This window comes from Myxococcus guangdongensis (genome assembly GCF_024198255.1).
In the GTDB taxonomy this organism is placed as follows: domain Bacteria; phylum Myxococcota; class Myxococcia; order Myxococcales; family Myxococcaceae; genus Myxococcus; species Myxococcus guangdongensis.
This window is the reverse complement of record NZ_JAJVKW010000013.1, coordinates 92344-111456: the sequence shown is the minus strand read 5'-3', so window position 1 is coordinate 111456 and position 19113 is coordinate 92344. Positions and strand designations below refer to the sequence as shown.

16 protein-coding genes are annotated in these 19113 nt (G+C 69.1%); 9 read left to right on the top strand and 7 right to left on the bottom strand.

What is annotated here, in order from left to right; all coding sequences use genetic code 11:
* Nucleotides 1-15: 15 nt before the first annotated feature.
* On the top strand, nt 16-732 hold the full coding sequence (locus LXT21_RS33395) for an SDR family oxidoreductase (protein ID WP_254042267.1): 717 nt from the start codon (nt 16-18) through the stop codon (nt 730-732).
* Between the two features lie 3 nt (nt 733-735).
* On the opposite strand, the gene LXT21_RS33390 is transcribed toward LXT21_RS33395, so the two are convergent.
* Nucleotides 736-1011 carry a hypothetical protein gene (locus tag LXT21_RS33390; RefSeq protein ID WP_254042266.1) on the bottom strand — a complete coding sequence of 92 codons (276 nt, stop codon included), beginning with the start codon at nt 1009-1011 and terminating at the stop codon, nt 736-738.
* Between the two features lie 144 nt (nt 1012-1155).
* Nucleotides 1156-2160, bottom strand: coding sequence for a DJ-1/PfpI family protein (locus tag LXT21_RS33385; protein ID WP_254042265.1), 1005 nt, complete (start codon nt 2158-2160; stop codon nt 1156-1158).
* Between the two features lie 170 nt (nt 2161-2330).
* On the opposite strand from LXT21_RS33385, the gene LXT21_RS33380 reads away from it, so the two are divergent.
* Nucleotides 2331-2759: a DUF3592 domain-containing protein gene (locus tag LXT21_RS33380; protein ID WP_254042264.1), complete on the top strand. Its 429-nt coding sequence runs from the start codon at nt 2331-2333 to the stop codon at nt 2757-2759.
* A 20-nt stretch (nt 2760-2779) separates the two neighbouring features.
* Here the strand turns inward: LXT21_RS33380 and LXT21_RS33375 are convergent, their stop codons facing one another.
* Nucleotides 2780-3244: a hypothetical protein gene (locus LXT21_RS33375; protein WP_254042263.1), complete on the bottom strand. Its 465-nt coding sequence runs from the start codon at nt 3242-3244 to the stop codon at nt 2780-2782.
* Nucleotides 3245-3433: 189 nt separating this feature from the next.
* Between LXT21_RS33375 and LXT21_RS33370 the strand changes: the two genes are divergently transcribed.
* From LXT21_RS33370 to LXT21_RS33355, 4 genes are all read left to right on the top strand, one after another.
* Complete coding sequence (locus LXT21_RS33370; RefSeq protein ID WP_254042262.1) at nt 3434-3760, top strand: hypothetical protein; 327 nt, start codon at nt 3434-3436, stop codon at nt 3758-3760.
* Nucleotides 3761-4292: 532 nt separating this feature from the next.
* The gene (locus tag LXT21_RS33365; RefSeq protein WP_254042261.1) at nt 4293-4502 is read left to right on the top strand and encodes a hypothetical protein; all 210 of its coding nucleotides are present in this window, start codon (nt 4293-4295) and stop codon (nt 4500-4502) included.
* 11 nt (nt 4503-4513) lie between these two features.
* Nucleotides 4514-5581 carry a cytochrome-c peroxidase gene (locus LXT21_RS33360; RefSeq protein ID WP_254042260.1) on the top strand — a complete coding sequence of 356 codons (1068 nt, stop codon included), beginning with the start codon at nt 4514-4516 and terminating at the stop codon, nt 5579-5581.
* A gap of 214 nt (nt 5582-5795) precedes the next feature.
* The gene (locus LXT21_RS33355; protein ID WP_254042259.1) at nt 5796-8582 is read left to right on the top strand and encodes an Ig-like domain-containing protein; all 2787 of its coding nucleotides are present in this window, start codon (nt 5796-5798) and stop codon (nt 8580-8582) included.
* Nucleotides 8583-8639: 57 nt separating this feature from the next.
* Here the strand turns inward: LXT21_RS33355 and LXT21_RS33350 are convergent, their stop codons facing one another.
* Nucleotides 8640-9509 carry an SDR family oxidoreductase gene (locus LXT21_RS33350; protein WP_254042258.1) on the bottom strand — a complete coding sequence of 290 codons (870 nt, stop codon included), beginning with the start codon at nt 9507-9509 and terminating at the stop codon, nt 8640-8642.
* 100 nt (nt 9510-9609) lie between these two features.
* Between LXT21_RS33350 and LXT21_RS33345 the strand changes: the two genes are divergently transcribed.
* From LXT21_RS33345 to LXT21_RS33335, 3 genes are all read left to right on the top strand, one after another.
* The gene (locus tag LXT21_RS33345; RefSeq protein ID WP_254042257.1) at nt 9610-10434 is read left to right on the top strand and encodes a helix-turn-helix transcriptional regulator; all 825 of its coding nucleotides are present in this window, start codon (nt 9610-9612) and stop codon (nt 10432-10434) included.
* 538 nt (nt 10435-10972) lie between these two features.
* Nucleotides 10973-15013, top strand: a complete 4041-nt coding sequence (locus LXT21_RS33340; RefSeq protein ID WP_254042256.1) for a M4 family metallopeptidase — start codon at nt 10973-10975, stop codon at nt 15011-15013.
* Nucleotides 15014-15031: 18 nt separating this feature from the next.
* Nucleotides 15032-16849 (top strand): hypothetical protein, encoded by a 1818-nt coding sequence (locus LXT21_RS33335; RefSeq protein ID WP_254042255.1) that lies wholly within the window; start codon nt 15032-15034, stop codon nt 16847-16849.
* Nucleotides 16850-17035: 186 nt separating this feature from the next.
* Here LXT21_RS33335 and LXT21_RS33330 read toward each other — a convergent pair whose 3' ends face one another.
* The 3 genes from LXT21_RS33330 to LXT21_RS33320 all read right to left on the bottom strand — a co-directional run bounded on the left by LXT21_RS33330 (nt 17036) and on the right by LXT21_RS33320 (nt 19069).
* Nucleotides 17036-17785 carry a class I SAM-dependent methyltransferase gene (locus tag LXT21_RS33330; protein ID WP_254042254.1) on the bottom strand — a complete coding sequence of 250 codons (750 nt, stop codon included), beginning with the start codon at nt 17783-17785 and terminating at the stop codon, nt 17036-17038.
* A complete protein-coding gene (locus LXT21_RS33325; RefSeq protein ID WP_254042253.1) occupies nt 17775-18281 on the bottom strand; it encodes a MarR family winged helix-turn-helix transcriptional regulator in 507 nt (168 codons plus the stop codon). Before LXT21_RS33325 ends, LXT21_RS33330 begins: the two co-directional genes overlap by 11 nt.
* Nucleotides 18282-18403: 122 nt before the next feature.
* Nucleotides 18404-19069 (bottom strand): O-methyltransferase, encoded by a 666-nt coding sequence (locus LXT21_RS33320; RefSeq protein WP_254042252.1) that lies wholly within the window; start codon nt 19067-19069, stop codon nt 18404-18406.
* Nucleotides 19070-19113: the final 44 nt, after the last annotated feature.

The following is a 19113-nucleotide window of genomic DNA, read 5'->3' as shown; positions in this document are numbered from 1 at the left end:
CGGTAGTCCTGGGGCATGACCCTCGAACAACAACATGTCGTGGTGGTGGGCGGCTCCTCGGGCATCGGGCTCGGCGTGGCGCGGGCCGCGCTGGCGCAAGGCGCCTCGGTGACGCTCGCGAGCCGTTCCTCCGAGAAGCTGGCGCGAGCCGCGGACCTGCTCGGGAGCCCGGAGCAGGTGCGGACCTGTCCGGTGGATGCCACGAGCGAGGACTCGGTGCGCCAGCTCTTCGGGGCGCTCGGGCCCGTGAACCACGTCGTCGTGACGGCGGTGGAGGCGCGCTACCTCGGCATCCGGGAGATGGACTTCGCCGCCGCGCGCCGCATCTTCGACTCCAAGCTCATGGCGGCGTTCCATGTCGCCAGCCATGCCCGAATCCAGCCCGGCGGCTCGCTCGTCTTCACCACGGGGATTGCCTCCCTCCGCCCCAAGCCGAACGGCTCGGTCATCGCGGCGGTGAATGGTGCGATCGAGGCCGCGGTGCGCGCCTGGGCCCTGGAGCTGGCGCCGGTGCGCGTGAATGCCCTGTCACCGGGATGGATCGACACCCCCGTCTGGGATGCCATCGTGGGGGAGTCCAAGGGCCAGGTGTTCGAGCAGCACGCGCGCCGGCTCCCCGTGGGACGCATCGGCACGACCCTCGACGTGGGTCATGCCGCGCTGTTCCTCATGGGGAATGGATTCACCACCGGCGAGGTGCTGCGCGTCGATGGGGGCCATCCCCTGGTCTGACGGTCAGCCGTCCTGCTCGGCGACCTGGGTGTGGCTGTCCGTCGCGGACGGTGCGATGTCCTCGTGGCCGGTGCTCTCGCTGGCCGCCAGCGGCACGCCGCGGCACGTGTCGTACGCCTGGATGCATTCGAGCTCGGCGTAATAGCGGTCCCACTCATCCAGCCGCTTCTGCGCGTCGGTCATGCACACGTAGTAGTTGTGGTCACAGATGGGGTCGTAGGCCAGCGCGGGCGCAGTCCCCAAGACGGCGCCGACCACGGCGATGGCAAATATTCGCATCCGACTCGATGACATGTGGCCTCCAGTGGAAGTCCTGCGTTACAGGGACCTCAACTGTAGTTGCGAACGAGACAGGCTGGAAAGCACCGCTCTGTCGGTTGTCGTCGCGTGCAGGGGGTGTCACGACAATGTGACGTCGCCGGCTCAGGGCGCGGCAGGGCGGGCGAAGCGCGCCACCACCTGTTGGTTGAAGGCGGGCAGGTCCGCCGGCCGGCGACTGGTGACGAGCTGTCCATCCACCACCACCTCTTCATCCACCCAGGTGGCCCCCGCGTTCTGCAGGTCACGCCGGAGGGAAGGGAAGGACGTCACCCGGCGGCCCTTCACGCCTCCCGCGTCGGCGAGCAGCCAGAGCCCGTGACAGATGGCGGCCACCGGCTTCTTCGCCCGGAGGAATCCCTGCACGAACTCCGTGGCGCCCGTGGCGAGCCGCAGGCTGTCCGCGCTGTGCGTGCCTCCCGGAAGATAGAGCGCATGGTAGGCGTCCGGCCGAGCCTCCGTGAGCGCGCGGTCCACCCGGAACTCGCTCACCTGTCCTCCGGCGGTGTCCGCGCGCACGGTGCCCGGCTTCGGAGCCACCAGCTCCACCCGGGCGCCGGCCTCCTCCAGGGCGCGCCGCGTCTCCACCATCTCTGGCAGGTTGAAGCCGTGGGTGACGAGCAGCGCCACGGTGCGTCCGGCGAGCGGCCCCGACGGGACGGGTTGCGGGGCTGGGGGCGAGGTGGGCGACGGGGCCTCGGCCCGGGGCTCGCGGTGGTACACCTTGGTCACGATGCGCCACCTGCCCTCCAACTTGAGCAGGGAGATGTAGTCGGTGAAGTCCCACTTCGCCGTGCGCACGGACACCTTGGCGACCGCCGCGCTGCCGACGACGTCCACCTGGAGCACTGCGTTCTCGCGCCCGGTGAAGGGGCTCTTCACCGCGGTCTGGACGTAGTCGTTGCCCGGCCAGGTGGCGAGCGCGCCGTCGGGCCCCACGGAGAGGAGCTTCGAGTCGGGATGGAACGTGCGTTGGAGTCGTGCCAGGTCGCCGGACATCACCCCCTCGGTGTAATCCGCGACGGCCGCGCGGATGGCCGCCACGTCGTCGTTGGGAGCGGCGGACAACCAGACGGCGAGCAGCGTCGAGGCGAAGGGAGAGAGCGGCATGGGGTCCTCCGAGACGGGGTGGTGTCACTCTCGTCCCCCGTTGGCGTGTCTGGAGAAGTCTTCCGTGAGTGGTGGTGGCGCTCGGTGAGCGGTAGCGAGGCTCGGTGAGCGGTGGCCCCAGCGGCTGGAGTAGGCTGGTCCGACACGCGACAGTCGGGACAGGAGCCGCGGTGACTTGGTTGGGAACAGGGGTGTTCGGGGTGGCCGGGGCGCTGCTGCTCGTCCTCAGCGCGTCCCTGGCGCGGTCGGCCCATGACTTCGACACGCACGCGGTGGATGTCGCGGGTGTCATCAGCGGCCATCAAAAGCAGGAGTGCACCCGGACGGACAACAAGAACCGCTCACGCACCTATACCTGCTACCAGTACCGGGTCCGGTACGAGACCGACGGCGTCGCGCACGAGTCCCCGGTGGAGATGGACCGGACGGACGTCGAGGACCGGCTGGGGGAGTCGGTGAAGCTGCGAGTGGACCCTCGCACGCAGAAGGTCCACTTCGCCGGGACGGGCCCGTGGGTCGGGCCCATCGCCACCGGGGTTTTCGGCCTGCTGTGCCTGGGCGCCGCGGTGCTGATTCGCGTGGTCTTCAAGAACGGCTGAGCACCGGAGCGCGGTCCGCCTCAGCAGTAGGTCACGCAGAGGTGCGTCACGCAGACGTGCGACGCACAGACGTGCGACGTGCAGAACCCGTTGGGGCAGTTGGAGTCAAAGGTGCAGGCCTGGCCCGCGGCGGCTCCACCCGAGCACGTCTTTCCACAGTTGGCGTTGGTGGTACAGGCCTGTCCCGCGGCGAGGCCGCTCGAGCACGTCTGTCCACAGTTGGCGTTGGAGGTACAGGCCTGGCCCGCGGCGAGACCGCTCGCGCAGGTCTTGCCACAGTTGGAGTCAGCCGTGCAGGACTGCCCTCCCGCGAGGCCGCCCGAGCAACGCTTGACGCAGGCCTGCGCGGACACCTCCGTGGACTCCTCTGGGGTCCACGTCTCCTCGGGCGAGGCCGTCTCCGTGGGGTCCTGCCGCTGAACAGCCTCTGGCGCGCCGCACGCCATCAGGGAGAGCGTCAGGCAGACGAAAGGAATGAGCTTCATGTGGGACTCCTGCTTGGGGTGATGGGGTTGTGTGGCTTTAGTGGCCGGTGTCGTGTGATGGCAAATCCGTGGTGTCGCCTATCCGACAGGTCGTGAAGAGGAGGCCGCGTCTGTCTGGGGCGCGGCGTGCTTCGCGAGGCGCGCCTGATGGGACATGATTCCGCTTCCCCCTGTCGTGAAGGAGTCGCCATGCAAGCCAAGCGTCTCGTCGTTTCCCTGTTCGCGATGTGCAGCCTTTCCCTGGCGGCCTGCGGTGGTGCGGCCGAGTCCGAGGTCGACGCGCCGGAGGGCGACGCGATGGCGAGCACGGAGCAGGGCATCGGCATCCCGCCCCACTGCCCGAACAACGACCTCATCTACTGGTTCGAGAACATCCGCGCCTGTGTCGTGAAGTGCGGCGCCTCGCGCATCCAGGCCACCCCCGCCACGCAGTACGCCGGCTGTCAGTCGAACCTGGCCGCCTCGCGCACGCTCATCAACGTGAATTACTGCATCCCCGGCTGCGACCTGCAGTAGACGGCAGGTCTGTCGCGAGGAGGGTCGCGGTCGACGGTTCGTCCGAACGCGCCCCCTGCTCGTCCGAAGCGGGGAACGGCTGGTCGGAGATGGATGGCCATGGGCTGCTCGCCATGAGAGCCCAGGGCGCATGGGGTTCGCGTACAGGCAGAAGCTCGGCGGCGCTCTCGTGTCGGTTCCGTTGGTGTGGTCCCTCCTGGGCGCGCGTCTCGCGCACGCTGGGGCCGGACACGACGGAGTCGAGGAGTCGTCCGCCCTCGAGGTGACACTGCGGGGCGGGGTCGCTTTCCCGATGTTCCTCATCTACGAGCTCCCCGGACCGCTCGTGGGAGTGACGGTGGGCTGGCCGCTCGGACGCCATTTCCAAGGGGTCGCCCGGGGTGAGGTCGGCGCGCTCTTCTTCGAGGGCGCACAGCGATATCTCGTGAAGGTCGGCGCGGGGGTTCGCGCCTCGCCCTGGCCGAGCGCTCCGGTGTCCCCATGGCTTCAGCTCGGGGTCGGAACGACGGGACACGTCGAACATGTCCGCCTCGTGTTGCTCCAACGAACCGCGAGCGCCACCGACTTCGGCGCGGTGCTGTCCGCCGACGCCGCCATCGGCGTTCGAATCCTCCAGCGGTTCGAGTTCGGCGTGGGTTGGGACCACATCGTCCTGCCGACCTCGTACTACAAGGTCTACACCGGCTCGGAGTCCGTCCCGAATCGTGGGTATGCCAGCGCATGGCTCGGGGTGGCGCTGTGACGTTTCGACCCGTGTTGTGTCTTTCCGCGCTGCTCGTCGGCTGCACCCTGACGCCCGCGCCGAGCGAGACCCTCTCGTCGCTCCCGCTCGTCGTCCCCGCGCCCGCCGACAATCCGACCCGCCCGGAGGTCGTCGAACTCGGGAGGGCCTTGTTCTGGGACCCTCTACTCTCGGGCAATCGCGACGTCGCCTGTGCCAGTTGCCACCACCCGGACTTCGGATACAGCGATGGGCTCGCTGTCTCGGTCGGCGTCGGTGGCCGGGGTGTGGGACGGGCGCGCGCGGATGGGCCTGGCGCGCGTGTCGGTCGCAACTCCCTGTCGGTGCTCTTCACCGCCTTCAATGGACTGACCACGGAGGGCAGTGTCCTGCCCGAGGACGCGCCGATGTTCTGGGACCATCGGACAGCCTCGCTCGAAGCGCAGGTGCTCGGGCCGCTCAAGAACGCGCTCGAGATGCGAGGCCCGGCTTTCGCCGAGGACGAAATCCTCGAGGAGCTCGTGAGGCGCCTGTCCGGCATCCCGGAGTACGTCGACATGTTCGACGCGGCGTTCGGCCCTCGGGGAATCAGCGAGACGACGCTGGCCAGGGCCATCGCCGCATTCGAGCGGACCCTGGTGCCGACCCCCACGTCGTTCGACCGCTATCTGGCGGGCGACGACAACGCGATGACTCCGTCCCAGATTCGAGGCATGCACGGATTCGTCGCGCAAGGGTGCTCGCGCTGCCACTCGGGTCCGATGCTGTCTGACTTCAAGCTGCACCGCCTGCCGGTGGCGCCCGGTGCGTCCCAGGCGCCCGACCTCGGAGACGGAGCGGGGCAGTTCCGCACGCCCACGCTTCGCATGGTCACCCTCACCGCGCCGTACATGCACAACGGCTCCGTGAAGACGCTCGATGAGTCGATCGACTTCTATCACAACCTGGAGGTCACCGACCCGCTGCTCGAGGGGGACGTCGAGCCACCGCTCGGGGGCGGAGACGACCTGCGCGCCTTCTTCGAAGCGCTCTCCGACGGCGCCTTCGACCGAACCGTCCCGGAACGTGTCCCCAGCGGGCTGCGGCCTGGCGGAGGGTGAGGCGAACCTGCGCCGTGAGGCCGAGGCGTCGCTCGACGTGGCCTCCCGCGCCTGGATGTCGAGTGAAGCGATTGTCGGTGCGACCTGCGATGTCGGGCTCCGTTATGGGGACAGCACCCCTCCGGTTTTCTCCGGACCCGGGGTGCTTCTTCCTGTGAGGGGGCTTGTGAAGCACCAACGCGTTCGTTCGTACCTGAGACTTTCGTCCGTTGCCTTGTCGCGGAATTGGGACCGCACCCCGGGGTTCCTCCCCGGCCTTCGGAGCTCCATCCTGCTGCTCTCCGTGGCCCTCGCCGCGTGCGGAGGAAAAGAGGATGAGAAACCACCACCTCCTCCTACCGCCAACAGGGCCCCGTCCGCGCAGGACGACCTGCTGACGACCGACGAGGACACCGCCCTGGTGATTCCCGGCGCGTCGCTCGTCTCCAACGACGCCGACGCGGACGGCGATGCGCTGACGGTGACCGCCGTCGGCAAGGCGACCCACGGTGGTGTGACGCTGGTGGGCGGCACCGTCACCTTCACCCCGGAGACGGACTTCTTCGGGACCGCGACGTTCGAGTACACGGTGGGGGATGGCCGCCTGACGGACACCGCGGTGGCCACCGTCACGGTCAACGCCGTGAACGATGCCCCCGTCGCGGTGGGGGACAGCGCCAGTACGGATGAGGATGTCGCGGTGGTCATCCCGACGGCCACGCTCCTCGCCAACGACACGGATGTCGACGGTGATGTCCTCCTGGTGTCGGGCGTCGGCGCCGCGACGCATGGCACGGTGACGCTGGCGGGTGGCAACGTCACCTTCACCCCGGAGGCGAACTTCTTCGGGGCCGCGAGCTTCGAGTACACCGTCAGCGACGGGCTCTTGACGCACACCGCGACGGTGGCCGTCACGGTCAACTCCGTGGAGGACGCGCCAGTCGCCGTCGCCGACACCGTGTACGCGCGGAGGAACACCCCGCGGTACATCAAGCAGGACGAACTCACCGCGAACGACCACATGGGCGACGGCTTCCTGTTCAGGCTCGCTGGCGTGGGGTCGGCGGTGCACTGCACCGTGGAGATCGACGGCGGAGAGATCGACTTCACCCCTGAGGCGGACTTCACCGGGTCGGCGACCTTCCAGTACACCGTCAGGAATGGGGCCGGCACCACCAGCGCCACGGTGACGATCATCGTGGGCGAGGCCCCCCAGGCCGTCGACGATACCGTGAGCACGGACGAGGACACCGTGCTGGTCATCCCGGTCGCCACGCTCGTCGCGAACGACATCGACGTCGACACCGACGACCTCCTGGTGGAAGGCGCCTTCTCGGACACGCATGGCAGCGTGACGCTGGACGGACAGAACGTCACCTTCACGCCGGAGGCGAACTTCTTCGGGACGGCGACATTCCAGTACCGGGTCACCGACAGGGCCAGTTTCAGCACCGCGACAGTGCGCGTCACCGTCAACCCGGTGAATGACGCTCCCGTGGCCGTCGCGGATTCAGTCCTGGCGAGCGTGGATGTCGCGCAGCGCATCCCCGCGGCGACGCTCCTCTTCAATGACGGGGATGTGGAGGGGGATGCGTTGGCGTTGACGGGCGTCTCGAATGCGCGCAACGGCACGGTCGAGCTCGTCGGTGACGCCGTGCGGTTCACGCCCGCGTCGGGGTTCGTCGGCGCCGCCCGCTTCGACTACCAGGTGGCGGACACCCACGGCGCGACCGGGACCGGCTCGGTCGACGTGCGTGTGCGTGGCTATGCGGTGAGGTCAATCTTCGCCGGCGCGGGGACCACCTGCGCCGTCTTCACGGATGGACGCCTCAAGTGCTGGGGAAAGAACGGCATGGGGCAGCTCGGGCTCGAGCACGCCGACGACCGAGGAGACGGTCGCGCCTCCAACCTGATGAGCAACCTCCCCTTCGTCCGCGTGGGCACGGACGTGCGGGTGGCGATGATGGGCCTGGGTGACGGCTTCAGCTGCGCGCTCCTGGAAGGAGGCGCGGTCAAGTGCTGGGGTGACAGTGAGCAGGGGCAGCTGGGGCTCGGCGACACGCAGCGTCGCGGAGATGGCCCGGGTGAGATGGGCGACGCGTTGCCCCGGGTGGACCTCGGCACGGGGCGGACCGCGAAGACGCTCGTCAGCGGTCTGAAGCACCTGTGCGCCATCCTCGACGACGGCGCGGTCAAGTGCTGGGGCGACAACTGGGATGGGAGGCTCGGGCTCGGTGATACGCAGCCTCGCGGAGATGGCCCTGGTGAGATGGGCAACGCGCTGCCTGCCGTGAACCTCGGCACGGGGCGCACCGCGAAGGCGCTCGCCGCGGGAGGCCGTCACACGTGCGCGCTCCTGGATGACGATTCCGTCAAGTGCTGGGGCGAGAACGCATGGGGACAGCTGGGGCTCGGCGACAAGGTGGTCCGCGGAGATGGCCCGGGTGAGATGGGCGACGCACTGCCTCGGGTGAACCTGGGCACGGGGCGGACCGCGAAGGCCATCGCCGCCCGTGAGCACTCCACGTGCGCGCTGCTCGATGACGGTTCCATCAAGTGCTGGGGCGGCAACCCGTACGGCGCGCTCGGCCTTGGTGACAAGGTGCACCGGGGAGATGACGCGGGTGAGATGGGAGATGGATTGCCGCGAGTCGACCTGGGGACGGGGCGGACCGCGAAGACGCTCACCGTCGGCAGCATCTACGCATGCGCGCTGCTGGATGATGGCTCCGTCAAGTGCTGGGGCGGCGGCTACGCGGGTCAGCTCGGGCTCGGTGATTGGAACAACCGCGGCGGTGAACCGGGCGAAATGGGCGACGCGCTGCCTCGGGTCAATCTGGGGGCGGGTCGTGCCGTGACGTCCCTCGCGGCGGGAGCCCACCACACGTGCGCCACCTTCGATGAGGGCAGCGTCAAGTGCTGGGGCGCCAATCACAGCGGGCAGCTCGGGCTCAATCATTCAGACCACCGTGGAGACAATCCGGGCGAGATGGGAGAGGCCCTCCCGCCCATCGAGCTGTAGTCGCGCGAGGACGGCGCGGACGGGCGAGGCTGGCCCGTCCGCGCTTCCTCAATCCTGTCAGTAGTCGGGATGCTCGATGTCCGCGAGCAACGCCGGTCCGGAGGGGTGCCATCCCAGCACGCTCCGGGTGCGTTCGCTCGATGCGGGCATGTCGGCCAAGGAGAAGTTCGCGAGCCAGCCGAAGTGCTCGCGGCCACGCGGCTCGACGGGCACGCCCAGGCGGCGGCCGATGACGCGCGCGATGTCGCGCAGGGCGACGCCTTCCTCCGCGATGGCGTGATAGGTGCGCTCGCTCACGCCGTGCTCCAGCGCCAGTCGATACAGCCGACCGGCATCCGACACGTGCACGGCGGACCAGCGATTGGTGCCCTCTCCGAGGTACGCCGAGACGCCCTTCTCGCGCGCCAGCTGAATCAGGAAGGGCACGAAGCCGTGGTCCCCCACGCCATGGACCGAGGGAGGCAGCCGCACCGTGGCCGCGCGGACGCCGCGCTCGGCCAGCAGCATGGCCGCGCTCTCCGAGCGGCGCGGATAGTCGGGGTGGTCGACAGGCATGTCGGCCTCGGTGGGGACGCGGCCGGGCGTCAGCCGTGCCACGCCGGAGGTCACCAGCAGCGGCTTGTCCGTGCCCGTCAGCGCTTCGCCCAGCACCTCGATGGCGCGCTGGTCCTGTCTGGCATTGTCGGCGAACCGCGAGAAGTCGTGATTGAAGGCCAGGTGGATGACCGCATCGGACTGCCTGGCCGCGTCGGCCAACGCCCCCAGGTCGTCCAGGGTGGCGAGCAGCACCCGGGCGCCAGTCCGAGCCAGGCCGGCCGCCTTGTCCTCCGAGCGGGCGAGCCCCAGCACCTGGTGCCCGGCCGTGAGCAGCTCCTGGACCACGCGCGAGCCGACCCAACCGGTGGCTCCCGTAACGAACACCTTCATGTGCACCTCCTGTTTCGTGACAGGCGGGCACTGTGAGCGGGTTCTTCATCCTGTTAAAGTCGAGAGGTTATCCAGGTATAGCGACCAACAGGATGGGCTCATGGCGAACGAGACTCCACTGGGTGCCTATTTGAAGGAGCGGCGGACCCGGCTCGACCCCGTCGCCCTGGGCTATCCGGCCGGCCGTCGGCGCACGGCCGGGCTGCGGCGCGAGGAGGTGGCGCAGCGGGCCAGCATCAGCCCCACCTGGTACAGCTGGCTGGAGCAGGGCCGGGGCGGCGCGCCCTCGGCGCAGGTGTTGGACCGCCTCTCCCAGGCGCTGATGCTGACCGACGTCGAGCGCGAGCACCTGTTCCTGTTGGGATTGGGGCGGCCGCCGGAGGTGAGATACCGGCCCGTGGAAGGCGTCACACCGCGCCTGCAGCGCGTGCTGGATTCGATGGGCGTCTGCCCGGCGATGGTGCGCACCGCGACCTGGGACATCGTGGCCTGGAATCGCGCCGCGGCGGTCGTGTTGACGGACTACGGCACGCTGCCGCCGGACCGTCGCAATGTGTTGCGGCAGATATTCCTGAACCCGAAGGCGCGCGAGCTCAACTTCGATTGGGAGTCGGTGGCGCGGTTCGTGGTCGGCGTGTTTCGCGGCGACGCGGCGCGCGCGGGGGCAGCCGAGACGGTGCAGCCGATGGTGGACGAGCTGTGCCAGGCCAGTCCGGAGTTCGCGGCGATGTGGCGCGACAACGATGTGAGGAGCTTCGGCGAGGGCGTGAAGCGGCTGCGCCATCCCGTGCTGGGCTCCCTCTCGCTGGAGTACTCGTCCTTCGCCGTGGACGGCCGGCCCGACCTGGCCATGCTGGTCTACAACCCGCTGGAAGAGGCGGACGCGGTGAAGATTCGCGGGCTGATGGAGGGCAGGGCCGCGTAGACGCGTGCCCGTGCTCCACGCTCAGCCGAGGAAGGGGTTGCCTCGGCTCGCCCATACGCTGTGTCTGTGATGAAGGCGGGGCCGCTGGACGACGAAGCCGCACGCGCCCCTCGATGAAATCCTGTTCATCGATAGGAGGCAGCCAGGCGAGCGGACTGTGAAACTGGCGCAACTCCCGTTTCACATCGTGTGGCCCGTGAAAAACAAACAACTCTCACGGGTTTGACAGGGGATTCTGCGGTCCGTGGGGCCCCACTTGTTATTCCCGCGTTTCAATACGGTATGCTGTTGGACAATCACGCCGCCCCCGGGCTGACGGCGGGAGCCCCCTCGTACGCAGTGTGGAGTCAACCCAATGTCCAAGCCGTGGCCTCGTTGGCCTCTGCTCCTCGCGAGTCTTGTCTCGGCGAGCTCATCCCTCGCGGCTGAGAAGCTCACCCCCGTCTCACAACCCGCGCTGACACAACTCAAGGTCCGCGAATCCGCTCGTGTGGCGGAATCCCTGACAAGTCTCAAATCACGAAGTCTCGAGCTCGGATTGAGTTCTCGGGATGACTTCCGGCTATCCAGCTCCAGCACGGATGTCTTTGGTCAGACGCACGCGCGCTTTGCTCAGACCTACCAGGGAATCCCCGTATGGGGCGCGGCGGCCATCACGCATCAGGGAGCGTCCGCCAAGGACCTCCGCATCACCACCGACGGCCTGCGCAAGGGCATCCGCCTGGACGTGACGCCCAGGCTGGACGCGCGCTCCGCGGTGACGAAGGCCACGCAGGAGCTGGCGCCCAAGGGCCCGTTCAGCGTCACGCCGAAGGGCGAGCTCATCGTCTATCCCCAGACGCGGCTGGTGAACCGCTACCCCGGCAAGCCCGTCGCGCAGCAGAACGCGGCGGACTTCGACACGGAGGTCGTGGCCTACCGGCTCGCGTACCACGTGCACACCGAGCTGGAGAACACGAAGGACGGCGTCAAGCACACGGACTTCATCATCGACGCGCAGTCGGGCGACGTGCTGAAGAAGTGGAACTCGCTCCAGACCGCCGCCGCCAGGGGCCTCGGCCGCTCGCAGTACAGCGGGGACGTCTCGCTGGACGTCTTCCAGAACGCCCAGGGCCTCTTCGAGCTGCGCGACGTCACGCGCGCCGGTGGCGAGGGCATCCGCACCTATGACGTGAACCACGCCGACGTGCAGAACGGCGTCGTCCCCACGCTGACCCTCTACACCGACGCCGACAACGTCTGGGGCGACGGGCAGAACTACATCGTCGGCGCGAACAACACCCTGAGCACCAACGGGCAGACGGCCGCCGTCGACGCGCACTTCGGCCTGCTGGCGACGTGGGACTTCTACAAGCGCATCTTCGGCCGCGACGGCGTGGACGGCTTCGGCTCGCCCACCTACAACCGCGTGCACGCCAGCACCCTCTACGACAACGCCTTCTGGAGCGACGGCTGCTTCTGCATGAGCTACGGCGACGGCTCGTTCCCGGCCGCCGGTGGCATGAAGTCCATGGCCGTGCTCGACGTGACGGGCCATGAGATGTCCCACGGCGTCACCTCGCAGACGGCCGGCCTCATCTACGACGGCGAGTCCGGCGGCCTCAACGAGGCCAACTCGGACATCTTCGGGACGCTGACGGAGTTCTGGGTGGCCAACGGCCGCGGCAACGTCATTGGTGATGTCGGTGGCAACTGGCTCATCGCCGAGCAGCTCAGCGCCCGCCCGATGCGCGTCATGTTCCGCCCGTCGCTGGACGGCGTGAGCGTGGACGCCTGGTACCCGGGCCTGCGCAACATCGACGTGCACTTCAGCAGCGGCCCGATGAACCGCGCCTTCTACTTCCTGTCGCAGGGCGCCCAGCCGCTGTCCGTCGGCACCGACTACTCCAGCACCTATCTGCCCTCGGGCATGCGGGGCATCGGCAACGACAAGGCGGCGGCCATCTGGTACCGCGCGCTCACCGTCTACCTGTTCCCGTCGTCCAACTACCTGTCGGCCCGCACCAGCAGCCTCCAGGCCGCGGCGGACCTCTTCGGCTCCCAGTCGAACGAGTACCGGGCGGTGCAGAACGCCTTCGCGGCCATCAACGTGGGCTACACCGCCGGGACGTACGACGACCGCACGGCCCCCACCGTCTTCGCGAGCGTCTCCGGCAGCGCGCCGGACTTCCAGCTGCAGGCGTTCGCCGACGACAACGTCGGCGTGGCGCGCGTGGAGTTCTTCGTCGACGGCGCACTGGCGGGGAATGTCTCCGCCCAGCCGTACCAGCTCCCGCTGGACTCGAGCCCGCTGTCCAACGGCCCGCACCAGCTGGTGGCGGTGGCCTACGACGCGGCCGGCAACTCCACGGCGTCCGCGCCGGCGAGCTTCTCCGTCGCCAACAGCTTCGAGCAGCTCCTGAGCGACCCGGGCTTCGAGCTGGGCGGCCAGGGCTGGCTGGCGGACCCGCCGGAGAACATCAACTTCCCGGTCTCCTCCGGCCCGCGCTCCGGCCAGGGCTTCGTGTGGCTCAACGGCTGGGGCACGACGCACGTCGACCGGCTGTGGCAGGACGTCACCATCCCCTCCGGCGTCACCCACGCCGCGCTGACCTTCTTCCTCAACCTCACCACCTCCGAGACGACCACCACCGCGGTCCGCGACACGCTGACGCTGCAGGTGCGCGACACCTCCGGCACGGTGCTGGGGACGGTGGCGACGTGGTCCAACCTGGACGCGACGCTGGGCTGGGTGCAGCAGAGCGTGGACCTGACGGCCTACGCGGGCCAGACGGTGCGCCTCTTCGTGGAGGGCAGCGAGAACGCCTCGCTCCCCACCAACTTCCAGCTGGATGACTTCTCGCTGCGAATCCTCCGCGCCGCGGACGCCGAGGCGCCCCGGGTCAATGCCCGCGTGGTCTTCTCCGGCACGCGCGTGGGCTACCTCGCGGAGGTGTCCGACAACGGCTTCGTCAACGCGGTGGAGTTCCTGGTCGACGGTGTGTCCCTGGGCAACTCGGTCAAGTCGTTCTCCCGGGTCGTCAACCTCTCCACGCTGACGGCGGGCGCGCACACGCTCGTCGCCCGCGCCACCGATGCGGGCGGCAACCCGGCGGAGTCCGCCGCGGTGACGTTCTACGTGGACACCACCTCCACCCAGCGCGTGCTCAACCCCAGCTTCGAGACCTCCGGGAGCTGGACAGGGGTGACGACCTTGTCGGGCTCGGCGGGCATCCTCAGCAACGCGTCCTTCTCGCATACGGGCAGCCGTATGTATGTCTTCTGGACCAACCCGGGGCCGGCGCGGCACTCCGTGCGGCAGTCCGTGGCCATTCCGGCGACGGCGACCTCGGCCATCTTCAGCTTCTGGCTGCGCATCTACAACGGCGCGTTCACGGAGGCGGTGCCCCACCACACCTTCAGCCCGAAGGTCCGGGACTCCGCGGGCACGGAGCTGGCGACGCTGAAGGTGATCTCCGACGTGGATGACACCGACGGCGAATACCGTCAGCACCGCTTCGATTTGACGGCGTACCGCGGGCAGACGGTGCAGCTGTTCTTCGACGTGGACCAGACGGCGGCCCCGCAGATGGCGGGCGAGGTCACCCAGTTCTTCCTGGACGACGTGAACCTGGTCACCTCGACCCAGCCGGACATCCAGCGCCCCACGCTGGTGGCCGCGGTCGAGGGCAGCTACGGGACGGTGCAGCTCACGGCGACCGTGAGCGACAACGTCTGGACGTCCTCGCTCGCGTTCGAGGTGGACGGCACCCCGGTGAGCGCGTTCACGGACGTCGACGGCGTCTACGCGACGGCGTTCGACACGCGGACCCTGTCCAACGGAACGCACCAGTTCAAGGCGACGGCCACGGACAAGGCGGGCAACGCGACGGAGCGCACGGTGAGCTTCGACGTGCGCAACTCCACCGTCCAGGACCTGGGCGCGCCGAGCATCACCGCCAGCGTGGAGGGCCTGTACGAGAACTACACGATGCGGGCCGAGGCCACCGACGACACGGGGGTGACGCACGTGGAGTTCTACGTGGACGGCGCGCTGAAGGGCACGAGCACGGCCGCGCCGTACACGCTGCCGCTGTTCCCGATTCCGCTGGCGCCGGGGGAGCATGTCCTGGAGGCGGTGGCGTACGACGCCTATGGCCACTCGTCGAAGGCGACCACGCCCTTCACGCTGCATCCGGTGGTGGTGGAGCTGGCGGAGGCGCAGCACGTGGTGCCGGTGGGCGAGTCCGTCACCCTGCGGGCGAACGTGTCGTACGCGGTGGACACGGCGGTGACCTGGTCGGTGTCCGAGGGCCGCGTCTGCGGCACCGTGAGTGAGGACGGCGTCTACGCCGCGCCGACGGTCCGGGGCCTGTGCCACGTGTCCGCCGCGAGCGTCGTGGTGCCGACGGCGAAGGCCGTGGCGAGCGTCCGGGTCTACACGGGCGACATCAATGGCGACAACGTCGTGGACGGAGAGGACATGGGCCTGCTCGCGCAGGACTACGGCACCTCCGGCTCCGAGGCGACGAACCTCGACGGCGTCGGCTCCGTGAGCGACAGCGACATCACCCTCTTCGTCAATCAGTTCGGACGGTAATCCCCCATGAAAACGTGGATGAAGCTCATTGTTCCGCTCCTGATGGGGGCGCTGGTGGCCTGCTCCGACTCCGATTCGGGGCCGGTGACGGTGACGCCGAAGAGCGTCACGGTGAAGGCCGGTGAGAAGACGACCTTCAGCGCTTCGGTGAAGGACTCGAAGGCCGCGCGCATCCTCTGGTCGGTGGAGGGCGGCGACTCCCACGGCTCCATCAGCAGCGCGGGCGTCTACACCGCGCCGGCCGAGGCAGGCACGTACACGGTGGTGGCCACCAACGCGGTGGACACCTCGAAGAAGGACTCGGCCACCGTCACGGTGGAGGCGGTCCAGACGCCGACGGTCCTGGTGAAGGTGACGCCGGAGGTGGCGACGCTCGGGCAGGGGACGTCCGTGAATCTCACGGCGGAGGTCTCCGGCTCCTCCATCACCGCGGTGCAGTGGGCCGTGGAGGGTGGCGACGAGAACGGCACCGTCAGCAGCACGGGCCGCTACACCGCGCCGGACAAGGCGGGCACGTACACCGTGACGGCGACCAGCGTGGCGGACCCGACGAAGCAGGGCTCCGCCTCCATCACCGTGGAGCCCGTCGTCGTCGGGGAGGTGAACGTGACGGTGAGCCCCGCGACGGCCAGCACCCCCTGGGAGGGCACCGTGCAGCTGACGGCGGAGGTCTCCGGGACGAACAACCTGGCGGTGCAGTGGACCGTGGAGGGTGGCGATGAGAACGGTTACGTCAGCAGCACGGGCGTGTACCGGGCGCCGAAGAAGGCGGGCACGTTCACGGTGACGGCGACCAGCGTGGCGGACCCGACGAAGAAGGGCTCGGCCTCCATCACGGTGGAGCCCATCATCGTCGAGACGGTGGCGGTGGCGGTCTCCCCGAAGACGGGCACGGTGGCGCAGGATGCCGCCTTCTCCCTGTCCGCGCAGGTCACCGGGACCAACGTCCTGGCGGTGCAGTGGTCCGTGGAGGGCGGTGACGACAACGGCACCGTGAGCAGCACGGGCGTGTACCGGGCGCCGCGCCGCGCGGGCACGTTCACGGTGACGGCGACCAGCGTGGCGGACCCGACGAAGTCCGACTCGGCCACCCTCACCGTCGAGCCCCTCGTGGCCCGGCCGGTGACGGTGACGGTCTCTCCGAAGACGGCCACGGTGGGGCAGGGGGCTCGCGTGGAGCTCTCAGCCGAAGTGACGAACACCACCGTCGTCGCGGTGACCTGGGCCGTCGAGGGGGGTTCGGCCAACGGCACCGTCACCAGCTCCGGCGTGTACACCGCGCCGAGCCGGGCGGGGACGTACACCGTGACGGCGACCAGCGTGGCGGACCCGACGAAGTCCGACTCGGCCGTCGTCACGGTGCCCGTCGCTGGCACGGTGAGCTACGTGGACCCGACGGGGACGGGGTGGCGCCTGGTTCGCAACGCGAGCCAGTCCTCGGGCAACACGTTGGTGCTGGACCTGGTGGGGCCCGCGGGCCAGTCCGGCCGTGGCGTGGACCTGACGCTGGGCCTGGACGCGGCCACCGCGTCCTGGACCCCCGTGGAGGGCTCCGAGTACGTGGCCAACCGGGGCTACGCGCTCGGCGCCGCGCCCTGGTTGCTCAAGTCGGGTGTGAAGGGCGGCACGTTGAGCGTGGGCGTGTACCAGAAGGGCGCTCCGGCGCACCCGTACGACGGCGCGCTGCTGTCCGTGGCGCTGACCGTGGATGCCACCGGCGAGAGGCCGGCGGGCACGGTGGTGCCGCTGAGTGTCCGCAAGGCGCACGCGCTGCCGGCCTCCGGAACGTTGCAGTCCATCGACGTGGCGGTGGGGACCCTCACCACCGCGCAGTAGTCCGAAGCTCGAGGCAGTGAGAGCGGCGGCCTTCCTCCGGGAGGGCCGCCGTTTTCATTGGGCGGAGGGTGTTCGCGGCGCGGAGGCGGGCCATGCCGATGATGGGGGCCTTCGCCGGCGACTCCCGCCTCGGCCACCTCTCACGGTGTCGCAGGCCGGCCTCCAGTGCCGTGTGGGGCGCGTGCCTCAGACTTCTCCGAGGCGGATGTTGATGGGCCAGAGGATGGTTCGCGCGCGGTTGGGGTCACCCCAGGAGGCCAGGAGGTCGCGCGAGAAGGCCGCGAGCATCTCCTCCTTGCCCGCCGCGCGGGCGCGCTGGGTGGCCGACCAGGTGGAGACGTAGCCCAGGAAGGCGTGCGCATCCCATTCACGGCGGAGTTGCTGGCGAGGGGGCGAAAGCTCCCGGAAGGGGAAGGCCAGCTGGGCGTAGCCACTGTCGACGAGCTTCCGCTCGGGAGGCCAGTAGGGGCCAATCTCCTCTCGATAGAACTCGAGGAAGCGCTCGTTCAGCCCGGCTTCGAGCTGGGCGACGCCATAGCTGATGAGCGCGAGTTTCGCGCCCGGCACGCAGACGCGTCGTACCTCTTCGTAGAACCGGGGCAGGTCGAACCAGTGTGCGGCCTGGGCGGCCGTGACGAGGCTGGCGCTGTGGTCCGCGACGTCGAGGTTCTCGGCGGAGCCCACGCGGTATCGGACACGCGCATGAGGCACGGCGTGCGCGAGCTGGTCGGCGCTCGGGTCGAGGCCGAGGACCGCGTCGAAGTGGTCTCCGAGCTGGCAGCTGAACTGGCCATTGCCGCAACCGACGTCGAGCGCCATCCGGGTGTCGGGAGACACCTGGGCAAGGTGTCGGGCCAGCTCATCGGGGTAGGTGGGGCGGTAGCGGGCATAGGCCTCGCCACCTTGCTCGAACCAGTTGTGCGCCTCACGTGTCATGGGTGCCCGTCCTCTTCTTGCGGTCTTGTTTGGAGCGCATCCGCAGCCGGTCGGCGAACCCGCGCCGCTCGAGTGCCTCGGCCGTGTCACTCAACACCTGGCGCAAGGGGTGGCCAATCTCCTGCTCCAGTTCATCCAGTGCGGAGAAGATGGCTCCCCACTGCTCTGAGACCCTGGCCAACAGGGCCTTCCCGCGGGTCGTCAGCCGGAGCTCGGACTTGCGCCCGTCGGACATCGGAGCGCGGGTGAGGAGGCCCTCTTCAATCAGCAGCCCCGTCGTCTGGCTGACCGCGCCCTGCGTGAGCCGGGTCAGCTCCGTGATTTCGGTGACGGTGACGGCGCCGGCGGCGATTGCCCGCAGCACGGGGGTGTAGCGAGCGCGATAGTTGATGCCGAGGTCGGCGTAGCGCTCCTCCGAGCCGCCATCCAGCAGCTCGGTGACGTAGCGGAGGAGCTCACCCAGGCCTGGCGCGAGCGGGCTCTTTGTCGTCGTCATTGCATGAGTGCTAATGGACGTGGAGCCGTGAGGCAAGCCGATCCACCGCCCCGCACGGGTCGCGGCAGGGCGGTCGGCGGGCAACCTGGGGCGCTCGCCCTTGTCACGTCTGTACGCACACCTCAGCCGACCCGGAGGGACAGCTCGACGTCCTCGGCGAAGGGTGTCGAGAGATAGCCATTCCTCGGGTCTCGGACCCGTGCGAGGTACTCCGGGCTGTCGTCGGCGTTGTCCGCGACGATGAGGGCCCCAGGGCGGAGCCGGCCCTCGATGAGCCGCAGGATGTCCGGGTAGAGCGCCTTCGCCCCGTCGAGCAGGAGCAGGTCGACCTGGGCGGGGAGCTCGCTCGCGAGCGTCTTCAGGGCATCGCCTTCGCGAACCTCCACCAGGTCCGCGAGCCCTCCCGTTTCGAGATTCCTCCGCGCGCGAGCCACCTTCGACGGCTCGAACTCACTCGTGATGACGCGGCCTCCGCCATTGTCGCGGAGCGCGGCGGCCAGGTGCAGCGTCGAGATGCCGAACGACGTCCCGAACTCGACGACGGTCCGCGCGCCCGAGCTGCGCGCCAGCATGTAGAGCAGGAGGCCCGTCTCGCGCGAGACGGCCAGCGCGGCGTCCTTCAGCCTCCCGTAGAAGTCGAGGTACTCCGTCTTGCTGCGCATCAGGCGCTCCCGCTCCTCGCGCGAGAGCGCCGCCACCTCCGGGAGGGCGAGAGGCGACAGCGCCTCGGCCTCCTGGAACAGGCGCTCGAGCAGCGGTGCGAGGGGGCTTTCTGTCAGCGTGGTCATGGTGTTCTCCGTGGCGTGTGCCAGCCGGTGTGACGCTGGACAAA